Origin of the sequence: Hamadaea flava, from assembly GCF_024172085.1 — a bacterium.
GTDB lineage: Bacteria > Actinomycetota > Actinomycetes > Mycobacteriales > Micromonosporaceae > Hamadaea > Hamadaea flava.
The window spans coordinates 5,748,098-5,773,406 of the sequence record NZ_JAMZDZ010000001.1 but is presented as its reverse complement, the minus strand read 5'-3'; the positions used below and the strand labels follow the sequence as shown (position 1 = coordinate 5,773,406).

Below are 25,309 nucleotides of genomic sequence, written 5' to 3'. Positions count from 1 at the left end.
GTTACCACGGCGTCCACTACCGTGTCTGCATGCCTGAGCCAGCGCGCAACCGCCGACTCGCGATCGTCGCCGTCACCTGGGTGGTCGCCGCGGTCGCCTTCTGGTGGCTGTTCCGTGGGCAGCACTTCTTCGACCTGAAGATCTACATCAGCGCCGAGAAGTGGTGGCTCGACGGTCACGAGCTCTACGACTTCGCCCAGCCCGACGATCTGCAGGGCCGGCTCTACTTCACCTATCCCCCGTTCGCCGCCCTGATCATGGCGCCGCTCGGGCTGCTGCCGCAGGGTCTCGGGATCGGCTTGCTGACCGCGGGCACGATCGCCGCCGTCGTGGTCACCACGTGGTGGGTCACCGGCGGGCTCGCCCACCGGCTCGCCATTCCCCACTGGTACGCCTTCGGCCTGGCGACGCCGCTGGTCTTCGTGATCGAACCGATCCGGACGACGCTGTCGTTCGGGCAGATCAACATGTATCTCGTCGCCCTGATCCTCCTCGATCTGCTGGTGCTGCTGCCGAGGGGCAGCCGTTTCACCGGGGTCGGCATCGGGCTGGCCGCCGCCATCAAGCTCACCCCGGCGCTGTTCATCATCTATCTGCTGGTCACTCGGCGTATCAAGGAAGCCTTCGTGGCAGCCGGCACCGCGATCGGCGTGACCCTGCTCGCAGCCTTGATCGCCCCGACCGCGACCCGGGACTTCTGGTTCGGGGCGCTGTGGGACACCTCGCGGGTCGGCCGGACCGACTACACCGCGAACCAGTCGCTGAACGGGCTGCTCAGCCGGCTGGCCGCGCCGGACCGGCCGGATCAGGCGCTGTGGGCCGGGCTCGCCGTCGCGGTGGCGGTGTACGGGCTGTGGCGCGCGTCGATCGCCGCCCGCGGTGGGGACGAGATCACCGGGCTGGCGCTGACGGGGTTGACCGCCGGGCTGATCAGCCCGATCACCTGGGTCCACCACATGTACTGGTTCGTGCCGGCGATCGTGGCGCTCGTCGGGGCCGCGTACGCCGCCCGGGGCAACCGCCGGGGCTGGCTGCTGCCGGCCGCCGTCGCCGCGTACGCCATCTGCGTGATAGGCGTCGACACGTTCGTGGACTGGGGCGTCGAACAGCGACCGACCCCCGGCGTACGCGAATTCCTGCTGCGTAACGCATTCGTGCTGCTGTCGCTGGCGCTCGTCCTGCTGCTGCCGGTGCCGACCCGGCGGCCCGCGCCGGAGCCACTCGAAAACGGACCTATTGTCCGTTCTGGGACGCAGGGCTAAACTTTCGTATAGAAGGGACGATCCACCGCGCAGGACTCGTCTCCCCACACGAAGGCTCCAGAAGGTTCGGGCCTTCGCCGTTTACACCGTTCCCCCGGTGAGGGTGGGCCCGCTTCCCCGCGGGCCCACCCGCGTGGCTTCCCACCCCACCCCGCCCCGCCCGTAGCTTTCCGCGCGATCATGAACTATCGGTCGTGATCGACCGGAGTGTCGTGTCCCCGCGACCCTGATCATTCCCCCGCCGGCCTGATCAACTTCGCGAAGGGCGAGGCGCGAAAGACTGCCGTGGGCGCGGTCGGCATGACGAAGCTGCCTGCCCCTGCCATGCCGATGCCCACGCTCCCCTGGTCGGGGTTGCCCGGGCCCGGCACCGAGATGTCCTCGGCGACGTAGTGAAATCCTGATTCGGGCACGGTGCCGAGCCGGCTGAACCCGAACCCGTCTCCGACGTAGCTGAGGACCACCTGGTTCTGCTCGGTCAGGCCGGGCTCGGATGACGTCGCCGGGCTGGTAGTTGGCACCCGGTGCGAGCCGGGCGTTCTCGCCCCGGACGAAGGCGGGGTCGACGGTCCAGTCGACGGCCGCGCGTGCGCTGACGTGGCAGGGTTTCGCTTGCCAGACCAGCGGAACCGCGCCGGCCGGCAGCGACCGGATGCGCTGATACACGGAGAGCTTGGTTGTCGTCCAGTTGCGAGTCGTTGTCAATGGTGATCGCGTACGCCGGATCGGAGGTCATCGGGCGACGGGCGTGGAGTCGGCCGAGGAGGACCGGCTTCCGCTCAGCACGAGCGGCACGTTGGGCAGATCCTCGAGAACGCGCATCTCCTGGGTGGGCACGTCGATCGGCGGGGGCGTACGCCGCTGCTCCTCCGGGGGCGGCCACTCCGCCGACGGCGGATCCTCGACCGTCGATCCGGAGCCGGTCGCCGATCCGGAGACGGCGTCGGAGCCGACCGCCGATGCCGAGACAGCACCGGATTCCGAAGCAGTGGAACGCGAAGCTGGGCCAGCCGGCGGCCGAGCCCAGTCCTCCGGCGACGACGAAGCCGACGACGCCGACGACGCCGACGAAGCCGACGAAGCCGAACCCAGGTCCGAGGAAGCCGGAACCGAAGAGACCGGCGACGAAGCGTCTGGAGAGGACGGAGAGGTGGCGGAGGTGTACACCGATCCCGGCCGGGCCAGGATCACCGGGCTCTCCCGCGTGGGCGCGTCCGTCCAGCTCACCGGTTCACCGGAGCGCAGCGAGATCCCCGGGTCGCCGGGCGCGAGCACGTAGACCACCTGCCGCGCGGGCCAGGCCAGCGTCACGAAGCCGAGCAGCAGCAGGACCGGGCCGAGGATCAGCAGTCCCCAGGTCGTCGAGTCGAGCCAGCCGAAGCGTACGGCCGCGCCGAGCGAGACGTCGCTCAGCGAACGTCCGTCGGGGGCGACGACGACCAGGGCGACGGTACGCCCGCGCCACTCCGACGGCTGGTATTCGACCGAGCCGAGGCCGGATCGCAGCCACATCGGCTGTTCCTCGACTCGGCCCAACGGGGCCATCCGAGTGCCCGTGAAGGCGCGCGACGAGACGCCCAGCGGGCCCCGGCTGCCCACCGTGACGCCGTCCAGCGACGTGTAGGGCGAGCCCTGGAGCAGCGCCGCGACGTCGGGTGGTGACGCGAGCCCGACGAACAGTGGAGTGCCGGCGAAGGCGGTGATCCGCATCGACGTGCGCCCGGCTCGGGCGAACGGCGCGTCCCGCCGGAGCAACGCGTCGACGTCGGGCACCACGACGGCGTACCCCGGGTGAGCGACGGACTCCAGGCCCGCCTGGAACTCACCCGCGGCGTCGCGGTGCTGCATCGCGTACCACGCAATGGCCCCAGCCAGCAACGCGGGCGCCGCGACCGTCAGCAGAACCATTCCGACCAGCACGCGAAAGACACGCATGACTCGTCTCTCCCATCGTCGTCCATCAAGGACAACGGGTGGGCGGGCGCTTCGATGCGGTCTGCTACCCGACGGGCACGGTCACGGTGACCGACTCCTGGTCCACCTCGGTCGTCCGCAGGGTGAACTTCATCTGCCAGTCGCCCGGCGTCGGCAGGTTGATGGACCCCGACGCGTGGTTGTCGGTCAGCGGCAGCAAAGGCATGGTCACCGGCTCGATTCCCGCGGTGGGCAGGGCCGCGCTGGCCGCCCACTCCACGACCTTCAACGGCTTTCCTTCCGGCGTGTACGCGTAAAGGTGCACCACGTTCTGGCCGGTCTTCGCGGGGTCCACGTCGACCTGCAACGTGTACAGCCCGGCCTTCACCGACGTCGTGAAATAGTTCTGGGTCTGTTGGACGGTGCTGGGCTGGTCGGCGGCCACCCGGGCGGGAGTGGTCTGCGTCAGGGTGGCCGAGACGCCGATGATGACCGCGGCGATGCCCAGCTCCACGCGTACCGCCCAGCGCAGGACGTTGCCCGCCGGAGCGTTGTAGACGTATGACCGCGCCAGGTACGCGAATCCGAGGATGACGACGACGAGCGCCACCTTGGCCAGGATGAGCCAGCCGTAGGTCGTGGTGACGAGCGCCTTCAGCGTGCCGATCTCGATGAGCGCCTGCACAACGCCGGCCAGCAACAGTGCGCTGACGGACAGGGTCGCCCAGCGGGACCAGACCGGCATGATCGCCGTCAGCTCCCGTTCGGTGGCTGTCTTCGGCCGCAGTAGGAACAGCGTCAGCATGGCGAGCCCGCCGAGCCAGACCGCCATCGCGGCGATGTGCACGGTGTCGATGACGACCGTGACCGCCGGGACCGGGGAGGCCGCGGAGTGCCCGGCCAGCGGCCAGGTCGACGCGGCGCCGGCGAAGAGGATGCCGAGGATCACCAGGTCGCTGCGCGCCGGTTCGCCGTGGCTGACGATGCGCCGCAACGCGCCGGACAGGACGATCGCGGCGACGGCGAGCAGGCCGATCCGGGCGAGCATCACGGCGCCGAACTGCGAGTCCAGTACGCCCGCCAGGTCGTCGGCGGTCGTGCGATTGAGCGGTACGCCGTTGACGTAGGGCGCCTGGAGCACGAACTGCCCGAGCGTCGACAGGACCACCAGCCCGAATCCGGCCGCCAGCGCCCGTCGCGGGCCACGCCGGGACATCCGCGCCGGCCAGAGCAGCAGCAGGACCATGGCCGCCCCGACGGCCAGCAGCAGCCCGGCGTACCCGACGTATTTGGCGACCCCGATCGAGACGGCGATCGGGCGGCTCGTGGAGCTGTCGTCGGTGGTCGGCGTGGGCACGGTGGCCGACGGCGCGCCGATGTTGAAGGTGAAGCCGCCGGGAACCGGGTGCGAGTCGGCCGAGATGACGCGATAGCTGACCAGGTACGTGCCGATCGGCAGGTCATCGCGCAGCGGGATGCGCAGGACCGCGCCGTCCACGCTGGTCTCGCCCTTGTCCGCACGGCTGCCGTCCGGGGCGGTGACCCGGATCTTGTCCTTGACCGGGCTGATCGACTCCGAGAACGTCATGGTGACCTCGCTCGGCGCGGACGCGACCGTGCCGCCCTGGGGCGGGTTCGTCGAGACCACCACGGCGTGCGCCTGCGCGGGGCTCGCGACCCCGACCAGCACCACCAGCAACGCCGCGAACATCACCGCGAGCCGTCTCATTCGCTCTCCTGTTGATCATGAGGGGTTAGGTGGCGCAACGACGCTACCCGATGCCGCCGGAGGCGGGCGTCCGCGCGCCCGGCACGGTGGCCGTGCCCACGCCGGACTTCCGGCCGAGTGCCCAGAGCAGTCCGGCCTGCGCCAACGCCACCACGTGACCCACCTCATGGGCCAAGTGGGTCGCGCCGCCGGCCAGGTCGAGGAAGCTGGTCGCGGCGAGGCAGCCGGCGAGGACGAACGCGACGGGGACGAACGCCCGCGCGCGGTCCGGCTTCCACGCCGCCAGCGCGAACCCGACCGCCATCGCGATGTCGAACGAGGCCATCTCCCGCGAGGCATGAGGGTCCACCCCGACGCCCAGCAACACGGGCAACGCCAGCACCAGCTGCACCGCGGCGGCGATCGCGACCGCGATCCGCAGCACCTGCCGGTCGCCCTCGCGGCGTACGCGGAGGGTCTGGCGCTCCTGCGCGACGGCGGCCAGGATCTGGCCGGTCAGATCCGGTACGCCCACCGCGCGTACGCGGGCCAGCCGGGTCACCCGCTCGGCCTCGGTCAGCCAGGATCGGCAGCCGTCGCACCCGGCGACGTGCGTGTCGAGCCGGTCGGCCGGCAGCTCGGTGGTCTCGCCGTCGAGGCGGGCGGACAGATCCAGGCGTACGGCGTCGCAGCGGGTGGTGCTCATGTGCCAATAGTCGTCTGTCGGCAAGCCGTGGTTCCCATGGGCCCTTCGGCCGCTAACCTGGGTCCTCGTGCCCTTCCCGCAACCCGGTCAGTCCGGCAGCCTCGACGAGGTGACGAACTGGGCGTTGCGTGCGAGGGAGGGCGATCCGGTGGCGGAAGCGGCGTTCGTCCGCACCACCCAGGTCGAGGTCTGGCGGCTCTGCGCGGCACTGCTCGATCCCGGGACGGCCGACGACCTCACGCAGGAGACCTATCTCCGGGCGTTCCGGGCGCTGCCCGCCTTCGAAGGACGGTCGTCCGCGCGTACGTGGCTGCTGGGCATCGCCCGGCGTGCCTGCGCCGACCACCTCCGGCAGGTCGTCCGCCGCCGTAGGCTGGAACAACGGCTGGCGATGGAAGCCGCGACGCAGCTGCCCGGCGGCGATCCCGCCGACCGGCACGGCTCGGGCGATCTGGTCTCGGCGCTCGGCGACGAACGCCGCAGCGCTTTCGTCCTCACCCAGCTCCTAGGGCTGTCGTACGCCGAAGCGGCCGAGGTCGAGGGGGTGCCGGTGGGAACGATCCGCTCCCGGGTGGCCCGCGCCCGGACCGAGCTGGCCGCCGACGTGACGCGGGCCATGGCGGCCTGAAGCGAATTCACAGGGAACCGGACGAGGCAGGACGACGACTAATGACCATGTCGGTGAGCGGGTGGATCCGAGCCCAGCCCTGGGTGTCGCTGGTCGTAAGGCTGGCGCTGGCCGCCGTGTTCATCGGGGCGGGCCTGCCCAAGATCTTCGACCTGCCCGGCAACGCCCGGGCGGTCAACGCGTACCAGTTGATGTCGTGGGACGTCGCCCAGGTCGTCGGGGCGATCCAGCCGTTCCTGGAGGTCGGCATCGGCCTGCTTCTGCTGGTGGGCCTGCTGACCCGGTTCGCGGCCTGGCTGTCGGCCATCGCGCTGGTCGCCTTCATCTCCGGCATCGTCTCCGCCTGGGCGCGCGGACTGTCGATCGACTGCGGCTGCTTCAGCAAGGGCGGCCAGCTGCCGGTCGGGGTCGCCCCCAACTACACCTGGGACATCGTCCGCGACGTCGCCTTCCTGGCCCTGGCCGTCTTCCTGATCCTGTACCCCTCCAGCAGGTTCTCGGTGGACGCCCAGCTGTTCGGCCCACCACTGGATATGGAGGAAACCATCGATGAGCAAGCGCGTGCAGGAGAAGCGCGAAGCGGCTCGGATCGTTCGTGAGCAGCTCGCCCGCGAGCAGCGTCGCAAGCGCACCCTGTGGATCACGATCGGCGTGGTCGCCGTCCTGGTGATCGGCGGCATGATCGGATACGCGATCTACGCGAGCCAGAAGCCGACGAGCTTCAACACACCGGCTCACGCGAACGCCGAGGGCACCGCCATCGTGACCGGGTCGGGCAAGGTGTCGGTCGACGTCTACCAGGACTACCTGTGCCCGTACTGCAAGCAGCTGCACGACAGCGCCGGGCCGACGCTGGCCGCGCTCGCCGAGCAGAACAAGATCACGCTGAACATCCACCCGATCGCGATCCTCGACCAGTCGTCGACCAACCAGTACTCGACCAGATCCGCGGCGGCTTCCGGTTGCGCGGCTGACGGCGGCAAGTTCCTCGCCTTCAACGACGCCTTGTACGCCAATCAGCCCGCGGAGGGCGGCGCCGGGCCGACGAACGAGGAGCTGATCACGACCGGGCAGGGTGTCGGGCTGACCGACACGTCCTTCGCGAGCTGCGTGACCGGTGGCACCTATATGACCTGGCCCCAGCACACCACGGACGCGGCGAGCGAAAACGGGGTGAGCGGCACTCCGACGGTGTTCGTCAACGGTAAGAAGGTCACCGCGTCGCTGGACTCGATCACCGCCGCCATCACCGCCGCCGGAGGTGACGCGTCGGTGGCGCCGACCCCGTCCGCCAGCTGACCCGCTCTCACCACTCACCCCCACCGGAGGGAATGTGCTACCCCTTCGCAAGACGGCCGCGCTCCTGGGCGCGGCCGTCGCCTGGACCGCCCTGCTGAGCTGGGCCGTCGCCACCCCGGCGGCGGCCCACGCGGCGGACGCGCCGGATGCCACGAACTATCGGACGACCATCACCGGCATCACTCCGGCGCTGCCCGGGGTGAGCGTACGCGCGATCGAGGCCGGCGCCCGGCTGGAGCTGACCAGCCACTCCGACCGGGTGGTGGAGGTTCTCGGCTACAGCAACGAGGCGTACCTGGAGATCCGGCCGGACGGCGTCTTCGAGAACGTCAACTCCCCCGCGACTTACCTCAACACGACCTTGCAGGGTGGGGTCGTGCCCCCGGCCAACGCCGATCCGGCCGCCCCGCCGCAATGGCGCAAGACCTCGGACGAGCCCGTAGCGCGGTGGCACGACAAACGCGCCCGCTGGACCGCGCTGCAGCCGCCACCCGCCGTGGCCGCCGACCCCGGCGTCGGGCACCGCATCGCCGACTGGAGCGTGCCCCTGCGGATGGCCGACGATCTGTCCACACTGGAGCTGAACGGTACGCTCGACTGGGTGCCCCCGCCGTCGGCTGCCTTGTGGTGGACGCTGACCGTCGTGGTCGCTGCCGCCCTCGCGGCACTGGGCCTGGTCGCTGCTCTCCGCGTACAAGCGCTGGGAATGATCTTGATCGTCGGCGGCCTGACCGCCCTGACCTACGAGACCGCGCGGGAGATCGACGCCGGGGCGCGCGGAGCGTGGGAGATCGTCGCGGGCGCCTTCGCGAGCGAGCTGTGGCCTGCCGTGGCCGGGCTGACCGCGCTGCTCGCCGGCGGGTACGCGCTGCGCAACCGTCCGTCGGGGCCGTTCGCGGTGGCCCTGGCCGGCGCGGGCCTGGCACTGTTCGGCGGCCTGGTCAACGCCGCGGTGTTCTTCCGCTCGGTCGCCCCGATCCCCTGGCCCGACCTCGCCGCGCGGCTGATGGTGCTGGCCGTCCTGGCGATCGGCATCGGCGTGTGCGGTGCGGCGGCCCTGCGGATGCGCCGGGGCATAGGGTGAAATCATGCGACTGGAACCCGGCGACACCGCACCCGACTTCACGCTGACCACCGCGACCGGCGACCAGCTGGCCCTCAGCGACCTGCTGAAGCAGGGCAAAAAGGTCATCCTGTACGCCTACCCGGCCGCGATGACGCCCGGCTGCACCACGCAGGCCTGCGACTTCCGGGACAACCTGGCCTCGCTGACCGCGCACGGGTACAACGTCGTCGGCATCTCCCCCGACGGCCCGGACAAACTCACGAAGTTCGTCGACCGGGACGCGCTGACCTTCCCGCTGGTCTCCGACCCCGACAAGGCTGTGCTCTCGGCGTACGGGGCCTTCGGGGAGAAGATGAACTACGGCAAGAAGATGATGGGCGTGATCCGGTCGACCTTCGTCATCGACCCGGACGGCAAGATCGAGAAGGCGTTCTACAACGTCAAAGCCACCGGCCACGTCGCCAAACTCCGCCGCGACCTAGCCATCGACTAGCCCTCTCTTTCCGCGCTTTCCGCGCTTTCCGTGCTTTCCATGCTTTCCGCGCGATCATGAACTATCGGTCGTGATCGACCGGCGTGTCGTGTCCGCGCGACCCTGATCGTTCCCGCGCGAGCATGATCAACTCGTCGTGAGCCACTGCCCGATGCTCGGTGAGCGCCTCGAGTCCGGGGCACTCGGGAGGCACGGCACGACTGTGACGGTGCGCAGGTATCCCGAGCCAGCGATGCCTGCGCAACGTCACAGTCGTGGGTCCCCACTGCACGCCGGGTCAGCGCGGAGCGGCGAGCGACGGCGACGGCAGCGGGGCGGGAGTGGGACGCGCGGCGACGAGCGCGCCGGCGACGGTAGCGCCGAGGGCGACGACCGCCCCGACGACCTGCACCGGCGCCAGCGCCTGTCCCAGCGCAGCCCACCCGATGATCATCGCGGCGACCGGGCTGAGCAGCCCGAGGAAGCCGGCCGAACTCGCCGGCAGCGCTGCCAGTCCCCGGAACCAGAGCCAGTACGCCACCGCCGTGTTCACCGTCGCGAGGTAGGCGTACCCGGCGATGTTGGTCAGCGACAGGGCTGGCGGGGCGCCCTCGATGAGCAGCGCCAACGGGACGATCACGAGTCCGCCCGCGGTGAGCTGCCACGCCGTCGTCGTCAGGGCGTTCACTCCGTCGGGCCGGCCCCATCGCTTGGACAACACCGTTCCCGCCGCCATCGCGGCCGCCCCGACCAGTCCCGCGGCGAGACCGACGGCGTCGAACGAGGCACCCGGACGCAGGACCACCAGCGCGACCCCGAGTACGCCGATCGCCCCAGCGGCGACGGCCCGCAGGAGCGGTCGCTGGTTCAGCAGGAAAGCGGAGAGCCCGATGACGATCAGCGGCTGCACCGAGCCGAGCACCGCGGCGACGCCGCCCGGCAACCGGTACGCCGCCAGGAAGAGCAGCGGGAAGAACGCCCCGATGTTGAGCACCCCGAGCACGAACGCCTTGCCCCACCAGCGTCCGCTGGGCAGTTTCCGGGTGAGCAGCAGCAGAAGCAGCCCGGCCGGCAGCGCCCGCAGCATTCCCGCCAGCAGCGGCCGGTCGGCCGGGAGCAGTTGGGTCGTGACGGCGTACGTTGAGCCCCAGGCGAGCGGGGCGAGCGCGGTCAGCAGCAGTCTCATCGGGCCACCGCCAGGTCACGCGGCGTCGACACGACCGGACGGGTGTAGACGGCGTCGGCGGGCAACCGGCGTTCCAGTCCGATCAGGATCGCCGCCCCGGCGGCCGAGCTGACCGCCAGCGCCAACCACGGCAGCCGCCCGTCGATCGCCAGCAACGCGGTGAACAACCCCGGCGCGACGGTCGACGACAGCGCCCACGACAGCTGGTACGTCGCCAGGTACCGACCCCGTGCATTGTCCGGCGCGGCGCTCACCGACAGCGCCCCAGCGCTCGGGCTGTGCACCAGTTCACCGGCCGTGTACAGCACCAGCAACAGGATCAGGCTGACCATCAGCACCTGCCGGGGCAGCGAGCCGAGCAGGGCGTACCCGATGAAGGCGCCGGCGAACAGCAGCGAGCCGACGGCCGCGACCCTCGTGTGGCGGGCGTACCTGCGGGTGAATCGGCCGACCGGCACCCCGGCGAACGCGCACAGCGCCGTGTTCACCGCGAACAGCGGTCCGGCGACCGACGCCGACAGCCCGAACTCACTGACCACATAGGCTGGCAGCAGCATCGTCAGCGCGGCGTAGCCCAAGGCGATCAGGAAGTTCGCGCCCGTCAACGCGGCGAACGGGCCGTCGCGGAGCACTGCTCGATAGCTTGCCTTCTCGCGTACGACTGGAGCTTTGACGGTCTTGATCCCCACCGCGAGCAGCGCGGCGAGGAAGAAACTCGCGCCGTTGAGCCACGCGGCGATCACGAATCCGGTGTCGCCCGCGAGCGCGATCACCGCGGCCGCGAGCAGGCCACCCGCCCCCAGCCCGCCGTTGCGGACGCTGCGCGTCAGCGCCATCAGCCGGTCACGCTGCTCGCCCGTCGCGACCTCGCCGATCAGCGCCTGCTGGATCGCGGGAAAGGCGCGCTCCCCCGCGGCGCTCACGGTCGCGATGGCGGCGAAGGCGCCGAGGCTCGTTCCCAACGGGTACGCGAGGAAGCCGAGCCCGCGTAGCAGGTAGACGGCCTGGCGGGTGCGGTGGGCGCCGAACCGGTCGACGAGCGTGCCCGCCAGCGGTAGTGCGGCCATCCCGACGAACCCGGTGACGGTCAGCACCGCGCCGATCGCAGCCAGGGACAGGCCGGTCACCCGCTGGAAGAAGATCAGGCTGAACGGGACGTACATCCCCGATCCGATGGCGTCGACCAGCATCCCGGCGATCAACCCGCGCTCGGCCCGCTTGCTCAGCGCTTGCCCGTTGGACGCGCTCGACTCATTTAGCATGCCAGTAACTTAGCACTAAGCTAGTTACTGTCAAGCTAGTATCTTCCGTGCTAGCTTCGTGCTAGCCTGAGGCATGCGACAGGACGGCGTGGACGCGATCATCGAGCAGTGGCGCACCGAACGCAGCGACCTCGACGACCTGCTCCCGATGGAGGTCTTCGGCCGGATCTACCGGATCGCCGGGACCATGGGCGACCAGATGGAAAAGGTGTACAACCGGTTCGGCATCGGCCGCGGCGAATTCGATGTGCTGGCGACCCTGCGACGAGCCGGCGCACCCTACGACCTGTCCCCCAAGCAGCTCTCCGACACCCTCATGCTCACCACCGGGGGGATGACCGGGCGGCTCGACAAACTCGAGAAGGCCGGCCTGATCACGCGTACGCCGGACCCGACCGATCGCCGGTCGCTCCGCGCCCAGCTCACCGAACGCGGGCGCGCCCTCATCGACGACGCTGTCGCCGCCGGGCTCGAGGTTCAGCGCTCGGTGCTTTCGCACCTCGCTCCTTCCGCGCGTCAGCAGCTCGCGGATCTGCTTCGCGATCTGCTCGCCGCTTCCCGCTCGTGACGCTCGCGCCACGCGGCGCTCGCTCTCCCCTCGCTCTGTCCGCGCGATCATGAACTAACGGTCGTGATCGACCGGCGTGTCGTGCCCCGGCGACCCTGATCGTTCCCCCGACGGACTGATCGACTTCGCGAACGGGGGACGGTGCGGGCGGCGCGATGACCCCGGGTCGGCGAACGTCTACACTGCGGGGGTTGCGCGGGAGTGGCGGAATTGGCAGACGCCCCGGTTTTAGGTACCGGTGCCTTCGGGCGTGGGGGTTCGAGTCCCCCCTTCCGCACCACAAGTTCCCTTGCTCGAACTGCCGGCAGGCAGGCATCGGTGTTTTGGCTCGGACCGGTTCCGGCCGTGGATACGCTGGGCCATGGCCGCTACACCTGCCGCCAACGTCGGGGTCGGTTCGTGGATCGAACGCCGGGCGAGGGTGTCGCCGGATCGCGTCGCGTTGATCGGGAACGGCCGGTCGCTGACCTACGCTGAGCTGGCCGGTCGGATTCGACGGCTGGCCAACGGTCTGCTGCGCCTGGGCGTGGAACGCGGCGATCGGGTCGGGTGGATAGGACCGAATCATCCGGCGTACCTCGAGTCGCTGTTCTCCTGTGGACTGGTGGGCGCGGCGCTGGCCCCGGTCAATCACCAGTTCGCGGCGAGTCAAGTCCGTGCAGCCCTGGATGAGACGGCTCCGACGGTTCTGATTCAGCATGACGCGGCTGATGCCGTCTCGACGCCGGCTTCGGTCCGCCATCGGATCGCGTTAGCGGGCTCCGCCGACACGGCGCTCGACTTCGAGACGCTCATGGCCGAGTCGCCCGACGCTGCCCTGGACGTACCGGTCGAGATGGACGACATCTGCCTGCTTCCGCATACCTCCGGCACGACCGGATCGCCCAAGGCGATCGCACTCACCCACGCGAACGTGACGTGGAACGTGGTCAACCTGCTCACCTGCGCGGATCTTCGCGGCGACGACGTGACGGTGGCGATCGCTCCGTTCTTCCGCGTCGGCGGTACCGGCGTGAACGTCCTGCCCGTCCTCTTCCTGGGCGGAACGGTGGTCGTTCCGGAAGGCACGAGTCCCGAGGCGATCCTGCTGGCGATGCAGCGTCACCAGGTGACCGTGGGCTTCGGCAATCCCGACCTCCTAGACGCGCTGACCCGGGCGACGGCCTGGCCATTGGTCGACTTGTCCAGCGTTCGCTTCATGCTCACCGGCGGCGCTCCCGTGCCCGAACGCCTCATCAGGCAATACTTGGACCGCGGGGTGACCCTGTTGCAGGGCTACGGACTGTCCGAGGCGGCACCGCTCGCGCTCCTGCTCGATCCGGCCAGCTCGCTCACCAAGATCGGTTCGGCCGGGAAACCACCCCTGCTGGTCGACATCCAGATCGCGGCAGCCGACGGGACTGTGGTGGGTGCGGGCGAGATCGGGGAGCTGCTTGTACGCGGTCCGAACGTGATGGCCGGGTACTGGAATCGACCTGAGGCCACCCGCGAGGCCATCACTCCGACGGGCTGGCTGCGTACCGGCGACGCGGCGCGCGTCGATGAGCAGGGGTACGTCTGGATCGTCGACCGAATCGCCGACCAGTTCTTCTCCGTCGGCGAACCTGTCTATCCAGCAGAGGTGGAACGGGTGCTGATCGGTCATCCGTCGATCGCCGACGCCGGTGTCACGCAGGTGGTCAGCGGAGACGGCCGCCAGCTGGTGGTCGCCGTCGTCGTACCGGTGGCCGGGTCGACGGCGACCGAGGAGGAACTGCTCGCCTTCGGCCGGCAACGCCTCGCGTCCCACCAGGCGCCCTCGTCCGTCACCTTCGTCGACCATCTTCCGCGGAGCACGGTGGGAAAGCTGGTACGTGCCCAACTCCAAGCCTTGGCTACGGAAAGCCTTGATCGCTGAGCCGAATGGCCGGGACGGAGGCCGTCAGCGGGACAGCGGGTCCTGGACGAAGGTGCCGTCCTGGAGCCGGAGAAGCATGAACCGCACGTTCTTCTGCGTGCCTTCCGGGTTGAAGCCGGCCGACCCGGTGAGCAGGTCGACGTCGCCGGGCTGCGTCTCGGCCAGCGCCGTGCCGATCGCGGATCGATCGAGGCTGCCGGCCCGCTTGATCGCGTTGACCGCGAGCTGGACCGCGTCGTACGCCTGAAGCGTGAACGGCCCCGCGTCGTGCCCGGCGACTGCGCGATACTTCGCCGACCAGGCGGCAAGGTCGGGCAGGAACTCCGGCATCGGCAGGGCCACGCCGTACGTGCCGTTGAACGCCGACGCGTCGACCCCACGGAACACCGCCGGATTGACGCCACCGTCCGAGAGCATGACCTTGCCCTGGTAGCCCGCCGCGCGCAGGTCGCGTATCAGCTTGCCCGCCTCGGCGTAGTAGCCGGTGAAGAAGACCAGGTCGCCGTGCGCCGCCTTGATCCGGGCGGCGACCGCGTCGTAGTGGTCGGCGCCCTGGCTGATCTGCGCCTCGCTGATCACCTCGATCTCGCTGCCGGGCTTCCGGGCCGCCTCCCGGGTGCCCTGTGCGACCGATTCCGAGAAGCTGGTCCCGTCATGGACCAGGACGACCTTGTGCCCGCCGAGGTGGGGCATCCACTCCACCGCCCGTTGCGCCTCGATCGTCGTCGTACCTGACAGCAGGAAGACGTTGTCGTACCGCGGGGAGATCAGGTCCGTGGAGTTGGCCGCCGGGATGACCATCGGGATGCCGGCGTTGTGGAAGATCCTGAGGGTCGGCACGGTCGCGCTGCTGCAGTAGCCGCCGACGGACACGGTGATGTCCTTTTTGATCATTTCGTTGGCCTGGTTCACGGCCGTCTCTGGATCACACGCGTCGTCCGCGGTCACGATCTCGACCCGCCGCCCGAGTACGCCGCCCGCGGCGTTGATCTGGTCGGCCGCCATGGTGAGAGCGGGAATGATGTTCGCCGCCGAGGGCGCGTTGTCGCCGGTCATCGGCATGAGCGCGCCGAGCCTGATGACGTCCGGCGACGTGGTCGGCGTACTGCTTCGGCCACCGCTGCCGCAAGCGGTGACGCCCAGGGTGAGGACGACGGCAACCGCCAGCATCCTGCGCCTGATTCGTCCGCTACGCATGCTTTCACCTTTCGCCGGCAGTCCTGTAGTGTTGCACACCTTGACGCGGATCCCGAACCTTCGCATAGGCAAGTTTTCGCAGGTCATAGCTGCTGCAGGAGGAGAACGCGGCGGGAATGACAAGAGATAGACGTAAATCTGATGCGGCCGTTGATCGCTTCGTCGTGCGGGCAACGGATGGCTCTCGCACGGACGCCCGCGCCCGTCGGTCGCGAAGCCTGCTCACCACCGGCGCACTGGCCATGGTCCTGGTGGCTCTGGTCGGATTCACCCTGTGGGGCAGTCTCCAGACCAGCAAGGCGACCGCTCGGCAGAGCCAGGCACAGACATTCGACGCGCTGTTCAGCGACGCCCGCGCGGCAGTGGCGCTGGAGGCCGCCCAGATTCGCAGTTACCAGCTGGAGCCCTCCAACGCCGCTCGCACCCGCTACCTGAAGTCGGTCAACGCGACCGCGGCCGTTCTGCAGAAGGCAGCGGTGTCGGGGTTCCCGCCGGCCGCCGCCGACGCCACGCGGTTGGGTCAAGAACAGGCCGCGTTCCGCGACTCCGCCGATCGACTGATCAACCAGGTCGCCAATCAGGATCCGGCCTCCCGGCAATTCGATCGCCTGGAAGTCCAGCCCCTCTACTACACGCTGCAGCGCGACATCGACGACGTGGCGAACGGCTACCACAGCGATGCCCAGCGCATCACTTCCGAGCTACAGCACATCCAGTCCCGGATCCTGATCACGATGGTGGCCGGATTCGCGATCGGGCTCGGCTTGGTGGCCATCATCTGGCGCGTGGTGCTGGGCTACCAGCGGCGGCTCGTCGTCGAGGCCGACGCCAGCGAGCACCTGGCCCTCCATGATCCGCTCACCGGGCTGCCGAATCGTGCGCTGTTCCAGCGCCGGCTCGAAGCAGCGCTTCGCGGCCGGCAGGACACGCAGCCCGCCGTCATGATCGTGGACCTGAACGAATTCAAGTCCGTGAACGACACGCTCGGCCATCACGCCGGCGACGAACTGCTCACCGCGATCAGCCGACGCCTGCAGGTACTGCTCCGGGCCGGCGACACCGTCTCCCGTCTCGGCGGCGACGAGTTCGCCGTGCTCCTCCCCGCGGTCGCCGGCGTCGCAGCCGCGACCGGCATCGCCCGGCAGGTGGGTGACGCGCTGCGACAGGACTTCCGGCTGACCGCCGGCCCGGCCGCGGTGAGCGGCAGCATCGGCCTCGCCATCGCGGACGAGTCATCCACCGCCGAGACGTTGCTACGTCGCGCCGACGCGGCGATGTACCGAGCGAAGGCCGACGGCTCGACGGTGGCCGTCTACGACCCGCAGCTCGACGCCGAACGGCCCGAACGGATGGCGCTCTTCGGGGAGCTGCGCGCCCTGCTGGACGGCGGTGACCCCGACGACCAGCTCGTCTTGTACTACCAGCCTCAGGTGTGCCTCTCGACCGCCTCGGTCACGGCGGTCGAGGCTCTGGTCCGCTGGCGGCACCCTCGGCTCGGCCTGCTGCTGCCCGGGGCGTTCCTCGCGATATCGGAGTCCGGACGCCTGGAGATACCGCTCACCTACCACCTGCTCCGGCTGGCCGTCCGGGACGCCGCGGCCTGGCAGGAGCACAACCCGGTGACAGTCGCCGTGAACGTCTCGCCCAAGTGTCTGCTCGACGAGGAGTTCGCGCACCAGGTGCGGTCTGCGCTGGCCGAATCCGGACTCCGGCCGTCACTGCTGCGGCTGGAGGTCACCGAGAGCAGCATGATGACCGACCCCGACAAGGCGCTCGCCATGCTGCGCCAGGTCCAGGGGGACGGCGTACAGGTCTCGATCGACGACTTCGGCACCGGCTTCAGCTCGCTCCACCAGCTCCGGCAACTGAACGCCGACGAACTCAAGGTCGATCAGACACTCACCCGTCGCGTGGCGACCGATCCCGGCAACGCCGTGCTGGTACGCAGCGCGATCGATCTGGCGCACAACCTGGGTCTCTTCGTCACCGCCGAGGGCGTGGAGGACCTGCGAACGTTGGCTGTCCTCCGCGACTACGGATGCGACCAGGCGCAGGGGTTCGGAATCGCCCGGCCGGTGCCGGTCGACAACCTCGAGACCGCATGTGCCGTGGCCGAGGAGCGGGCTCGCATGATCGCCGAACCCAGTCGCGCGTTGACGCCCGACGCCGTCGCCTGACGGGCTCGTCGGAGGCCACGTTCACGAAAGGTACCAACAGAATTCGGTCGCAACGGCGCCCCTGGTGCGAAAGGCTGCCAGGGTGGCTGTCGTGTATCTCGTCCAGCATGCCGAGAGGCAATCCGAGCCGGGCGATCCCGAGCTGACCGAATTAGGCCGCGAACAGGCGTCGCGTACTGCTGAGATGCTCAGCCATCATGGCGTACGCGCGGTGTTCAGCAGCCCGTTGCGGCGTGCGCTGCAGACTGCTCGGCCGATCGCTGACGCCCTCGGTGTCGAGGTGGTCGAGGATCGGCGGCTGGCGGAGCGGATGAACTGGGACGGCCGGCAGCCGCTCGCGGAGTTTCTGGCGGACTGGGATCGGGCGACTCGCGTACGCGATTTCGCGCCGCGCACCGGTGATTCGTCGCATCGGGCGGCCGCGCGGCTGATCGCGTTCGTGCAGTCCGTTGTGGACATGCCGGGTCCGGTGGTCGCGGTGAGCCATGGCGGCGTGACGACCGACATGCTGCGTACGCTCCTCGGCGACGACCAGGTCCCGCGAGTGTTACTGGAGCAGGGCGTGCCGTCGTGTGCGATCACGACGCTGGAGGGATCACGGGTCCTGCGGGTCGCCGCCGTGGATCACTTCTGACCGAGACGGCGTATCCACCTGGTCGAACGCGTCCGTTCGGCTAGGTCAGGTTGCGAATTCTCGCCAGGAGTTCCGTCAGCTCGTAGTGGACATCCGGGCCTAGCCGAGCGAAGTCGTCGACGGTCAGCGTGATGGATTCCGGGACGAGCGGACTGGGGAACTGCTTGGCGAAGCCGGTACGCCAGGCCCGGCGGAGGTCCGGGCTGAGGCTCTTGAACGCCTCCTTCTGGGCCGCCTTGGTCGCCTTGTTCAGGCCGCCTTTCATGTCCATGAGGCGCTGCTGCTCGCTGTTCATCCTCCGTAGATGGCTGATCATGGCTTGCGCGTCTGGATGAGTCGACTCGATCAGAACCTTGTCTGGCAGGTAGTTCTCGACCTCCAGCCGATGCCACATGTGTATGCGCGGCTGCTGCGGCGGCCAGTCCGCGGACTCGTCTTCGAAGGCAGACCCCGTGACGCCCTCGTCGTTGTCCTTGACCACGATGACTCGGCAGATCTCGGTGAACCGCCTCGCATGCTCATCGGCCAGATAGCGCTGATCACCGGTCCCACCTGAGTGGTCGATGTGGAGCCACTCCAAGCGTTCCGCCTCGGCGAGCGACGGGTCATACGCGGCGAATACGGCTTTGAGGAAGCTGCCGTCGTTTCGCCCGTTCTCCACGAGGACGATCGCGGGCCTACCGAGGTCCTTCGTCACCGGTTCAAGGGAGCCGACGGTGACCTGCACTACCGGCCGCGAGCTGGGCGTCTGCCAAGCCGAGGCCGTGGACGCGTTCCGCAGGTACTCGTGCCAGATCGTCATCGTCGGGAAGTGCTTCTCCAGGTAGACCTCGGCGATCTTGGCGACCTCCGGACGCGGGAACCACCGGTGGCGGCCGTCCACCATGAAGCCGATCAAGGTGAAGATCAATCGTTGATTCGGATCTTCGTGACTTGCGAAGACCTCGGCGTCGAGTTCAAGCAACATTGAGGCCCGACCTCCGCATCTGCGCGGCCGCGAGGGCGCGAACTTCCTCGAAGTCCTCGGTGAAGATGCCGTCCGGCCAGAAACTCAGCTGCCCCAGCTCATCGATGACGATCTGCTGCGCGGAGGACGCGCGCCCGTCGTGGTGGACGAAATAGATCCCCACGTCGTCGGGCGTACTCGTGCCCTCGGCGATTCTCCGGCGCAGCCGAAGGAGCAGCGCCTCGCTGTGCGTCTCGATGAGGAACCGGTTGCCCGTCAGCCTCGCCGCGTTCAGGTACTGGTCCGCCAGCTGAGCGTGCGCGGCGGGATGCAGGTGCAACTCGGGTTCCTCAACGATGTACAGGGTCCGCTCCGGTCTGCCGGTGACGCTGTCGAGCGCTTGCTGTACCAAGATCGGCAAGAGCTGGACGACACCGGATCCGGCGTCCGCGACATTGACCACGAGTTCGCCGTCGCGCCTGGACCGCAGAACGGTTGTGAAGAGCCGGCCGTCCGGAACCTCGTCCAGGGTCCAGTCCGGGAGGACCTCTCGCATCATCTCGTTGACGCGCCGGCGGATCTCGCCGTTGCCCCGGACCTGGTCGTGCGCCAGGACCGCGGCGAAGTGCTGACCCCGGTCGCCGACACTCCGGGGTACGCCGACGGGCAGGTAGTGCTCGCGCCGCAGGGCCTCACGAAACGGGGACATATAGCGGATCCGCCCATACGCCTCAGCGCAGTGCCGGGCGAGGTCGAAGCCATCGTCACGGTCGAGGATCTCGCGAGGTAGATACCGTGGCACGAGGCCCTGGAACGAGATCGGCCCGGTGGTCGACCGTTGACCCCCACCGTTCGCGACCCAGAGCTGCTCATAGACGTCCGAAGATCCGGTCCAGGTGAGCGTCCACGTGCCGTGGCTCATGCTGAGGCGCAGATACGAGACCACCTGGAGACACGCGTCGTCCAGATTCCGGACGTGTGCCTCGATCGACTGCACGCGATTGTCGTCGAAAGCCAGCCCCACCTCGATGGTGCCCCGCTCATCGTGCCGGTGCACCAGATCGGTGAAGACCGGCATCGTGTCACCGAGCCGATCGAGGTCCAACGGCGTGGCAGCAGGCTCGCCCCCGCCGCCGGGAAACCCGGTCTGCAGGACGATGGCGGCCCGAGTGAACGCGCTCTTTCCGGAGTTGTTCTTGCCCAGCACGACGGTCACCGGCCGGATGTCCAGACCCTGCCGATCCCGGAAGCATCGATAATTGGCGAAGCGAACGCTCTTCAGCACGAGAGGAATCCGTTCATCGCAGTTCGATCGGGCGGTCGCCCCACAATTGCTTGACGGTTCCCCGACCCACGATCGTGTCAGCCAGTTCCGGGCGTACCAGCTCGCAGTTGTGGACGAGGCTGGTGGTCAACGGAACGATCGGCTTATGAAAGATCGGCTCGTGATGGGCGACGCGATTGCGGAGCCGATACAGGCTGTCGATCTGCCGGTCGATCTGGGCCCGGTCGCTGCCTTTGGGGAAGGCCCGATGCAAAGCCGGCACCCACAGCGTCTTCTCCCGGGCCGTGACCGACAGATAGCGCCAGAAGTCCAGCGAAAGATTGGCGATGACCCGCCCGATCGGATCGCCGGGCCTGGTGCGCTGCACCGCCTTCTTAATGGAGTTGCGAGAGATCCGGTTGAGGTCTTCCGAGCGGTGCATTATCTCGCGGTTCACCGGACTGGCCGGATCCAACAGCCAATGCTGTTCGCCGGTCCACCAACCGCTGATGGCCCGGTCGTAGGCATTGCGCAAGGCAATCTCCCATTCACCGAGCATCTTCTGCAATTCCCCGCGCATTTCCCGATCCCAGTCGACGAGTGCCCCGACTCGCCCCCGATCTTGGCGCACCCCGGCCAGGAACCGAGCGAGACGGTCGCTGCCCAGGTATGACTCGTACCAGCCGTCGTTGATCGTCATTGCACCCTTCCCCGGCGTAGGTGTATGGTTCGCATCAAAGCCCCGGAGCGACCGATGACCCTTGCGGTTATGTCCCCGGGGCCTCTTTACGTCCCCCGCCCGCCGACGGTCGCCGTCGCGAGGATCCTCAATCTGCACCTTCACGGTCGGTCGCGTCAACCGTCAACGAGGCGCTTGCTGTCCACAAGTGCCAGTCGTCAACTGTTCAAGATCTGACAATTCAGCGCCGTGCATCTGCTGTACGTTGAAGGGCTTTGCAGATCGACGCAAGGAGATAACCCCTTGGCAATCGACGACGTAGTCGATCCATACCGGATCGATCAACAGTCAGCGGCTATTCGACTCGGTCGCGTTCCACCAAGTCGCCTACGTCGCCAAAGGACGGTCGGCGATTTTTCGGCGTACGCGCGGCCAGTTCCCAGACGGTCCACACCCCGTAACGTCACACGGGCGACTTCGCCGAATCAGCACCGTTCCTCCCCCTCGCCGAGAGAAGACATTCCATGCCGAACGCTGAGCTGAAACCGTCCATTCGCCTCGCCCTCATCGCATTGCTCCTGATGCCGGAGAAAGAGATCACGGACCCCATGCTTTACGAGCGGTTCCGGGTGCGGGTCGCGAAGGCCGGCCGCGACGTCCTCGGGGCGGCGGGCCTCGTCGAGGTCGTACGCAGGAACGCCAAGGGCGAGGTCACGAAGGCGGGCGGAACCTACTTCCATCAGCTGACGCCGGAGGGCCGCCGCCACGCACGGGCCCTCCTCGCCGAGCCGGCTCCGGCCGATGCGAAGGGCTCGGTCGCCGATGTGCGCCTGCTCTACGCGATCGGAAAGCTCTTGGATCGCGTCATCCGCGACTACGGCCTCGACGAGGAGCGGGTGTTTCATCCCGAGGATGCCGGCGAACCGCGGCCGGCCGTGCCGGTTCAGCAGGCGGACGGCGTGGAGGCCGAGATCATGGCGGCGTACGCGAACCTCAGCCGTCAACATGGCGATCTCGTCAGCCTCGTTCGGCTACGTGGCGCGCTGTCGCATGTCGATCGTGCCGATCTCGACAAGGCGTTGAAGTTGCTGGACCGGCGGCGTTCGATCCAGCTCGAGCCGGATCCGAACCGCAAGGCACTCACTCCCGAAGTCCGTACGGCGGCCTTGAGCATCGGCGGTGAGGACATGCACTTCATCACGGTGGGGCATCGATGAACGGGCATGAACTACGAGCGCTGCAACAACTCCGGTTCGAGTGGGCCCCCATGCAGGAGGACGTCTGGACCGGGCCCGACGTCCACGTCGCCGGCCTCAACCGGCAAGCGGCCGACGGGATCCTGACCGCCTTCGCCGCGGCCAAACTCAGCCCGGGGGCGAACCCGCTGGGAATCGTCCTGGAAGGCCGACCCGGGGCCGGGAAGACCCATCTCCTCAGTTCCATCCGGCGCCAGGTCCAGGCCGACGGCGGCTACTTCTTCCTTCTGGGGGTCCCCCAGGGGGACTTCTGGGATTGCCTGATCCAGGCATTCATCGACGGTTTCGCGCGGCCGACCGTCGGGCATCCGAACCAGCTGAGCAGACTCCTCGACGCCTTCTGCGATCAGGCGCTGGTGTCCATCGACGTTCGCGACCAGATCCTGGGGCGTCGGCCGTTGACCCGCGACGGCCTGGACGACTTCATCGACAGATTTCGGTACGCACACCCGGAGCTGGGGCGACGCTGCCATCAGACGCTCCGGGCCATGATCTTGCGAAACGCTTGGGACAACAACCTGCAGGATCTGGGTGAGGGCCATCTGCGCTGCAACGTCGAGGATGCTGATGCCGAAGAGCGCACCCGCTGGCGTCTGCCTTCCAAGCCCAAGCCTCCCCGCGACGTCGTCGAAGAGCTCTCGCTGCTGGTGGCGTTGAGCGGACCGACGGTCTTCGCGCTGGACCAGGTCGACGCCACCATGGCCCAAGTGCGACGAGCTTCGCTGCAAAAGCACGTCGACCTCGCCGAGGGCGAACCCACCGAGGTGACTCAGCTGCTGGAAGACGTGGGCCAGGGACTCATGGACGCGCGCGAGAAGCTGCGGCGAACGGTTCTCCTGGTCTCCTGTCTCACCACGACCTGGGATTTGATCTGCAAGAACACACTCGGGTCGATCGCCGACCGCTTCCACCGCGAATCACCGCTGAGCCGCATTCCGTCGGCTGAACTCGGTCGTGAACTCGTGAGCGCACACTTCAAGCGCAAGTTCGAAGTGGCGGGCTTTGAGCCGCCACAACCCACGTGGCCGGTGCTGCCGTCCGCGTTCGAGTCGGCCCCGGACTACACCCCGAGGCAGCTGCTGCAACGAATCGACGCGCACGTCCGAGAATGCGTCCGGCTTGGCCGAGTCATCCCGCTGGCGGACTTCGAGCACGCTCTCAAGCGCTCGACCGACCCGGCTGTTGTCGATGCAACCGGGGCCGATTCCCAGCGCATGGCCTACTTTGATCAGCAGTTCGCCGCTCATCGTAAGCACGCGTCGATCGAACGAGCCCTCGACGCGGAGCTGGAAGACCGAGAGATGCCCCAGTTGCTGGGCTCAGGACTGCAGGCCTGGATCCGCGAGAAGAGCGAGAGCGAACAACGCCGGTTCACCGTCGCCGTCGACGGTGGGGCCAACACGGCGACCCACGCCACGCTCCGTGAATCGTTCGACGAGGAGGCCGAGGACTTCGGCGTCTGGTCCTTCCGCGGGCTCGCGAAGAAGCATCACGCTGCCGTCCTCCCCCGATTGGCGCGGCTGACGCTGTCGGCGGCACTCGATCCGCAGGTGCCCCAACGACGGGCGGTCCTCCTGCGAAACGTGCCTTGGCCCAACGGACCGGTGTGCCGCAAGCGGCGCGAGCGATTCGAGACGGACGGCGGCATGCTGACGAAGATCGCCGAGGACGACCTCAAAACCTTCCACGCCCTCGGCAAGATGCTGGCGGAGGACGAGCCGGGCTTCGACCAGTGGCTGGCCGATCGCCGGCCCGCCAGCCGAACCGGCATCTTCACGGAGATCTTCGGTTCGCCGCCGGATACCGGCATCGTTCTGGCTCAGCCGCCGGAGCCGCACGGACCGAGTGGCCGTCCTGGGTCGGCAGCCAGCCCTGAGGACGTTCCGGACACGAACTCCGCCCCACCTGCCCGCCAGACGATCAGCGACGCCACCGTAGCCGTCGACGACGACGCGGCGATTGCCGTCGGCTCGGCAGTCGACGGCGGGCAGCAGGTCGCGGTCAACCTTCGCGACCTGCGCAAGCACGTCGCCATCTTCGCCGGGTCCGGGTCGGGCAAGACCGTCCTGATCCGCCGGCTCATCGAGGAATGCGCCCTGCAGGGCGTGTCGACGATCGCCTTGGACCCCAACAACGACCTGGCCCGGCTCGGTGATCCATGGCCGCACCCGCCGGAGGGCTGGGCACCCGACGACGAGGAACGCGCACGCAGGTATCTCGACACCACGGACGTGGTGGTCTGGACCCCGCGTCGCGAAGCCGGGCGACCGCTGAGCCTTCAGCCGCTGCCGGATTTCGGGGCGATCATCGACGACCCGGATGAGTTCGGGCTCGCGCTCGACAGCGCAGTCTCCGCGTTGGCCCCGCGTGCCCGGATGGGCGGCAACACGGCCAAGATGGACCGGGGACGCGCAGTCCTGCGGGAGGCGCTCGCCCACTTCGCCAAAAGCGGCGGGAACCATCTCGACGGGCTCGTGGACATCCTCAACGACCTTCCCGACGGTGTCACGACCTTGGGGAAGGCGCGCGAGCTCGCATACGAGATGGCGCAGACGCTCACCGCCGCGAAGATCAACGATCCGTTGTTCGGTGGATCAGGCGTGTCCTTGGACCCGGCGGCCCTGCTGACTCCGGCGAAGGGCAAACGTGCGCGGATCTCCCTCATCAGCCTGATCGGCCTGCCCAGTGACGAACAGCGACAGAGTTTCGTCAATCAGTTGCAGATGGCCCTGTTCAGCTGGATCAAGCGCAACCCCGCAAACGATCGCCCGCTCGGCGGGTTGTTCGTCATGGATGAAGCGCAGATCTTCGCTCCCGCCGGCGCGGTGACCGCGTGCACCGAAAGCAGCTTGGCTTTGGCGAGCCAGGCGCGCAAGTACGGGCTGGGCCTCATCTTCGCGACGCAGGCCCCACGCGGACTCCACAACCGCATCGTGGGCAACGCGGCCACCCACTTCTACGGGTTCCTCAACAGCCCGGTCCAGATCAGCGCCGCCAAGGAGCTGGCTCAGGCGAAAGGCGGACGCGTAAGCGATGTCGGGCTGCTGCGTACCGGGCACTTCTATGCGATGGGCGAAGGGGTGCCCTGCCAGCAGGTCTCGGTGCCGATGTGCCTGAGCCACCACCCGAGCGGACCGCTGACCTCCGAGGAGGTGCTCGAACGCGCGAAGGCGGCACCGAAGCCCTGA

The 25,309-nt window shown here is 68.5% G+C and carries 22 protein-coding genes, 1 tRNA gene and 1 pseudogene; 13 read left to right on the top strand and 11 right to left on the bottom strand.

What is annotated here, in order from left to right:
- Positions 1 to 29: 29 nt before the first annotated feature.
- Positions 30 to 1,262: a glycosyltransferase 87 family protein gene (locus HDA40_RS27140; protein WP_253760629.1), complete on the top strand. Its 1,233-nt coding sequence runs from the start codon at positions 30 to 32 to the stop codon at positions 1,260 to 1,262.
- A gap of 230 nt (positions 1,263 to 1,492) precedes the next feature.
- Here HDA40_RS27140 and HDA40_RS27135 read toward each other — a convergent pair whose 3' ends face one another.
- The 5 genes and pseudogenes from HDA40_RS27135 to HDA40_RS27120 all read right to left on the bottom strand — a co-directional run bounded on the left by HDA40_RS27135 (position 1,493) and on the right by HDA40_RS27120 (position 5,590).
- Positions 1,493 to 1,726 carry a hypothetical protein gene (locus tag HDA40_RS27135; RefSeq protein WP_253760628.1) on the bottom strand — a complete coding sequence of 78 codons (234 nt, stop codon included), beginning with the start codon at positions 1,724 to 1,726 and terminating at the stop codon, positions 1,493 to 1,495.
- A 22-nt stretch (positions 1,727 to 1,748) separates the two neighbouring features.
- Positions 1,749 to 1,967, bottom strand: a pseudogene (locus HDA40_RS42720) (RhiA family protein); the annotation flags it as partial.
- Between the two features lie 27 nt (positions 1,968 to 1,994).
- Positions 1,995 to 3,197 (bottom strand): hypothetical protein, encoded by a 1,203-nt coding sequence (locus HDA40_RS27130; RefSeq protein WP_253760627.1) that lies wholly within the window; start codon positions 3,195 to 3,197, stop codon positions 1,995 to 1,997.
- Positions 3,198 to 3,261: 64 nt separating this feature from the next.
- The gene (locus tag HDA40_RS27125) at positions 3,262 to 4,905 is read right to left on the bottom strand and encodes a copper resistance CopC/CopD family protein (RefSeq protein ID WP_253760625.1); all 1,644 of its coding nucleotides are present in this window, start codon (positions 4,903 to 4,905) and stop codon (positions 3,262 to 3,264) included.
- A 43-nt stretch (positions 4,906 to 4,948) separates the two neighbouring features.
- Positions 4,949 to 5,590 (bottom strand): zf-HC2 domain-containing protein, encoded by a 642-nt coding sequence (locus HDA40_RS27120; protein WP_253760624.1) that lies wholly within the window; start codon positions 5,588 to 5,590, stop codon positions 4,949 to 4,951.
- Between the two features lie 67 nt (positions 5,591 to 5,657).
- Here HDA40_RS27120 and HDA40_RS27115 point away from each other — a divergent pair, with 67 nt between their 5' ends.
- Genes HDA40_RS27115 through bcp form a run of 5 tightly spaced genes read left to right on the top strand, consistent with a single transcriptional unit; the run spans position 5,658 to position 9,076 of the window.
- Complete coding sequence (locus tag HDA40_RS27115) at positions 5,658 to 6,218, top strand: sigma-70 family RNA polymerase sigma factor (protein ID WP_253760622.1); 561 nt, start codon at positions 5,658 to 5,660, stop codon at positions 6,216 to 6,218.
- A gap of 47 nt (positions 6,219 to 6,265) precedes the next feature.
- On the top strand, positions 6,266 to 6,817 hold the full coding sequence (locus tag HDA40_RS27110; protein WP_253763835.1) for a MauE/DoxX family redox-associated membrane protein: 552 nt from the start codon (positions 6,266 to 6,268) through the stop codon (positions 6,815 to 6,817).
- Positions 6,768 to 7,517, top strand: a complete 750-nt coding sequence (locus tag HDA40_RS27105; protein ID WP_253760621.1) for a DsbA family protein — start codon at positions 6,768 to 6,770, stop codon at positions 7,515 to 7,517. The genes HDA40_RS27110 and HDA40_RS27105 overlap by 50 nt, the downstream gene beginning before the upstream one ends.
- A 34-nt stretch (positions 7,518 to 7,551) precedes the next feature.
- Complete coding sequence (locus HDA40_RS27100; protein WP_253760620.1) at positions 7,552 to 8,601, top strand: hypothetical protein; 1,050 nt, start codon at positions 7,552 to 7,554, stop codon at positions 8,599 to 8,601.
- Between the two features lie 4 nt (positions 8,602 to 8,605).
- Positions 8,606 to 9,076, top strand: a complete 471-nt coding sequence (bcp, locus tag HDA40_RS27095; RefSeq protein WP_253760618.1) for a thioredoxin-dependent thiol peroxidase — start codon at positions 8,606 to 8,608, stop codon at positions 9,074 to 9,076.
- A gap of 277 nt (positions 9,077 to 9,353) precedes the next feature.
- On the opposite strand, the gene HDA40_RS27090 is transcribed toward bcp, so the two are convergent.
- Both HDA40_RS27090 and HDA40_RS27085 read right to left on the bottom strand, forming a co-directional pair.
- Positions 9,354 to 10,241 carry an EamA family transporter gene (locus HDA40_RS27090; RefSeq protein WP_253760616.1) on the bottom strand — a complete coding sequence of 296 codons (888 nt, stop codon included), beginning with the start codon at positions 10,239 to 10,241 and terminating at the stop codon, positions 9,354 to 9,356.
- Positions 10,238 to 11,503: an MFS transporter gene (locus HDA40_RS27085; RefSeq protein ID WP_253760614.1), complete on the bottom strand. Its 1,266-nt coding sequence runs from the start codon at positions 11,501 to 11,503 to the stop codon at positions 10,238 to 10,240. The genes HDA40_RS27090 and HDA40_RS27085 overlap by 4 nt, the downstream gene beginning before the upstream one ends.
- A 73-nt stretch (positions 11,504 to 11,576) precedes the next feature.
- Between HDA40_RS27085 and HDA40_RS27080 the strand changes: the two genes are divergently transcribed.
- From HDA40_RS27080 to HDA40_RS27070, 3 genes are all read left to right on the top strand, one after another.
- Positions 11,577 to 12,071 carry a MarR family winged helix-turn-helix transcriptional regulator gene (locus HDA40_RS27080; protein WP_253760612.1) on the top strand — a complete coding sequence of 165 codons (495 nt, stop codon included), beginning with the start codon at positions 11,577 to 11,579 and terminating at the stop codon, positions 12,069 to 12,071.
- A 195-nt stretch (positions 12,072 to 12,266) separates the two neighbouring features.
- A tRNA-Leu gene (locus HDA40_RS27075) sits at positions 12,267 to 12,351 on the top strand.
- Between the two features lie 81 nt (positions 12,352 to 12,432).
- Positions 12,433 to 13,968, top strand: coding sequence for an AMP-binding protein (locus tag HDA40_RS27070; RefSeq protein ID WP_253760610.1), 1,536 nt, complete (start codon positions 12,433 to 12,435; stop codon positions 13,966 to 13,968).
- Between the two features lie 24 nt (positions 13,969 to 13,992).
- On the opposite strand, the gene HDA40_RS27065 is transcribed toward HDA40_RS27070, so the two are convergent.
- Positions 13,993 to 15,138, bottom strand: a complete 1,146-nt coding sequence (locus HDA40_RS27065; protein ID WP_253760609.1) for a branched-chain amino acid ABC transporter substrate-binding protein — start codon at positions 15,136 to 15,138, stop codon at positions 13,993 to 13,995.
- Positions 15,139 to 15,416: 278 nt separating this feature from the next.
- Here HDA40_RS27065 and HDA40_RS27060 point away from each other — a divergent pair, with 278 nt between their 5' ends.
- The gene (locus HDA40_RS27060) at positions 15,417 to 17,342 is read left to right on the top strand and encodes a putative bifunctional diguanylate cyclase/phosphodiesterase (RefSeq protein WP_253760608.1); all 1,926 of its coding nucleotides are present in this window, start codon (positions 15,417 to 15,419) and stop codon (positions 17,340 to 17,342) included.
- A gap of 82 nt (positions 17,343 to 17,424) precedes the next feature.
- A complete protein-coding gene (locus HDA40_RS27055) occupies positions 17,425 to 17,976 on the top strand; it encodes a histidine phosphatase family protein (protein WP_253760607.1) in 552 nt (183 codons plus the stop codon).
- Positions 17,977 to 18,016: 40 nt separating this feature from the next.
- Here HDA40_RS27055 and HDA40_RS27050 read toward each other — a convergent pair whose 3' ends face one another.
- The 3 genes from HDA40_RS27050 to HDA40_RS27040 are packed head-to-tail and all read right to left on the bottom strand — an operon-like array spanning position 18,017 to position 20,886.
- Entirely contained in the window at positions 18,017 to 18,886 is an 870-nt protein-coding gene (locus HDA40_RS27050) for a hypothetical protein (protein WP_253760605.1), read from the bottom strand.
- 46 nt (positions 18,887 to 18,932) lie between these two features.
- The gene (locus HDA40_RS27045) at positions 18,933 to 20,207 is read right to left on the bottom strand and encodes an AAA family ATPase (RefSeq protein WP_253760603.1); all 1,275 of its coding nucleotides are present in this window, start codon (positions 20,205 to 20,207) and stop codon (positions 18,933 to 18,935) included.
- A gap of 13 nt (positions 20,208 to 20,220) precedes the next feature.
- A complete protein-coding gene (locus HDA40_RS27040; RefSeq protein ID WP_253760601.1) occupies positions 20,221 to 20,886 on the bottom strand; it encodes an Abi family protein in 666 nt (221 codons plus the stop codon).
- Positions 20,887 to 21,389: 503 nt separating this feature from the next.
- Here HDA40_RS27040 and HDA40_RS27035 point away from each other — a divergent pair.
- Together HDA40_RS27035 and HDA40_RS27030 are read left to right on the top strand one after the other, a co-directional pair.
- A complete protein-coding gene (locus tag HDA40_RS27035) occupies positions 21,390 to 22,082 on the top strand; it encodes a hypothetical protein (protein WP_253760599.1) in 693 nt (230 codons plus the stop codon).
- A 50-nt stretch (positions 22,083 to 22,132) separates the two neighbouring features.
- Positions 22,133 to 25,309, top strand: a complete 3,177-nt coding sequence (locus HDA40_RS27030) for an ATP-binding protein (RefSeq protein WP_253760597.1) — start codon at positions 22,133 to 22,135, stop codon at positions 25,307 to 25,309.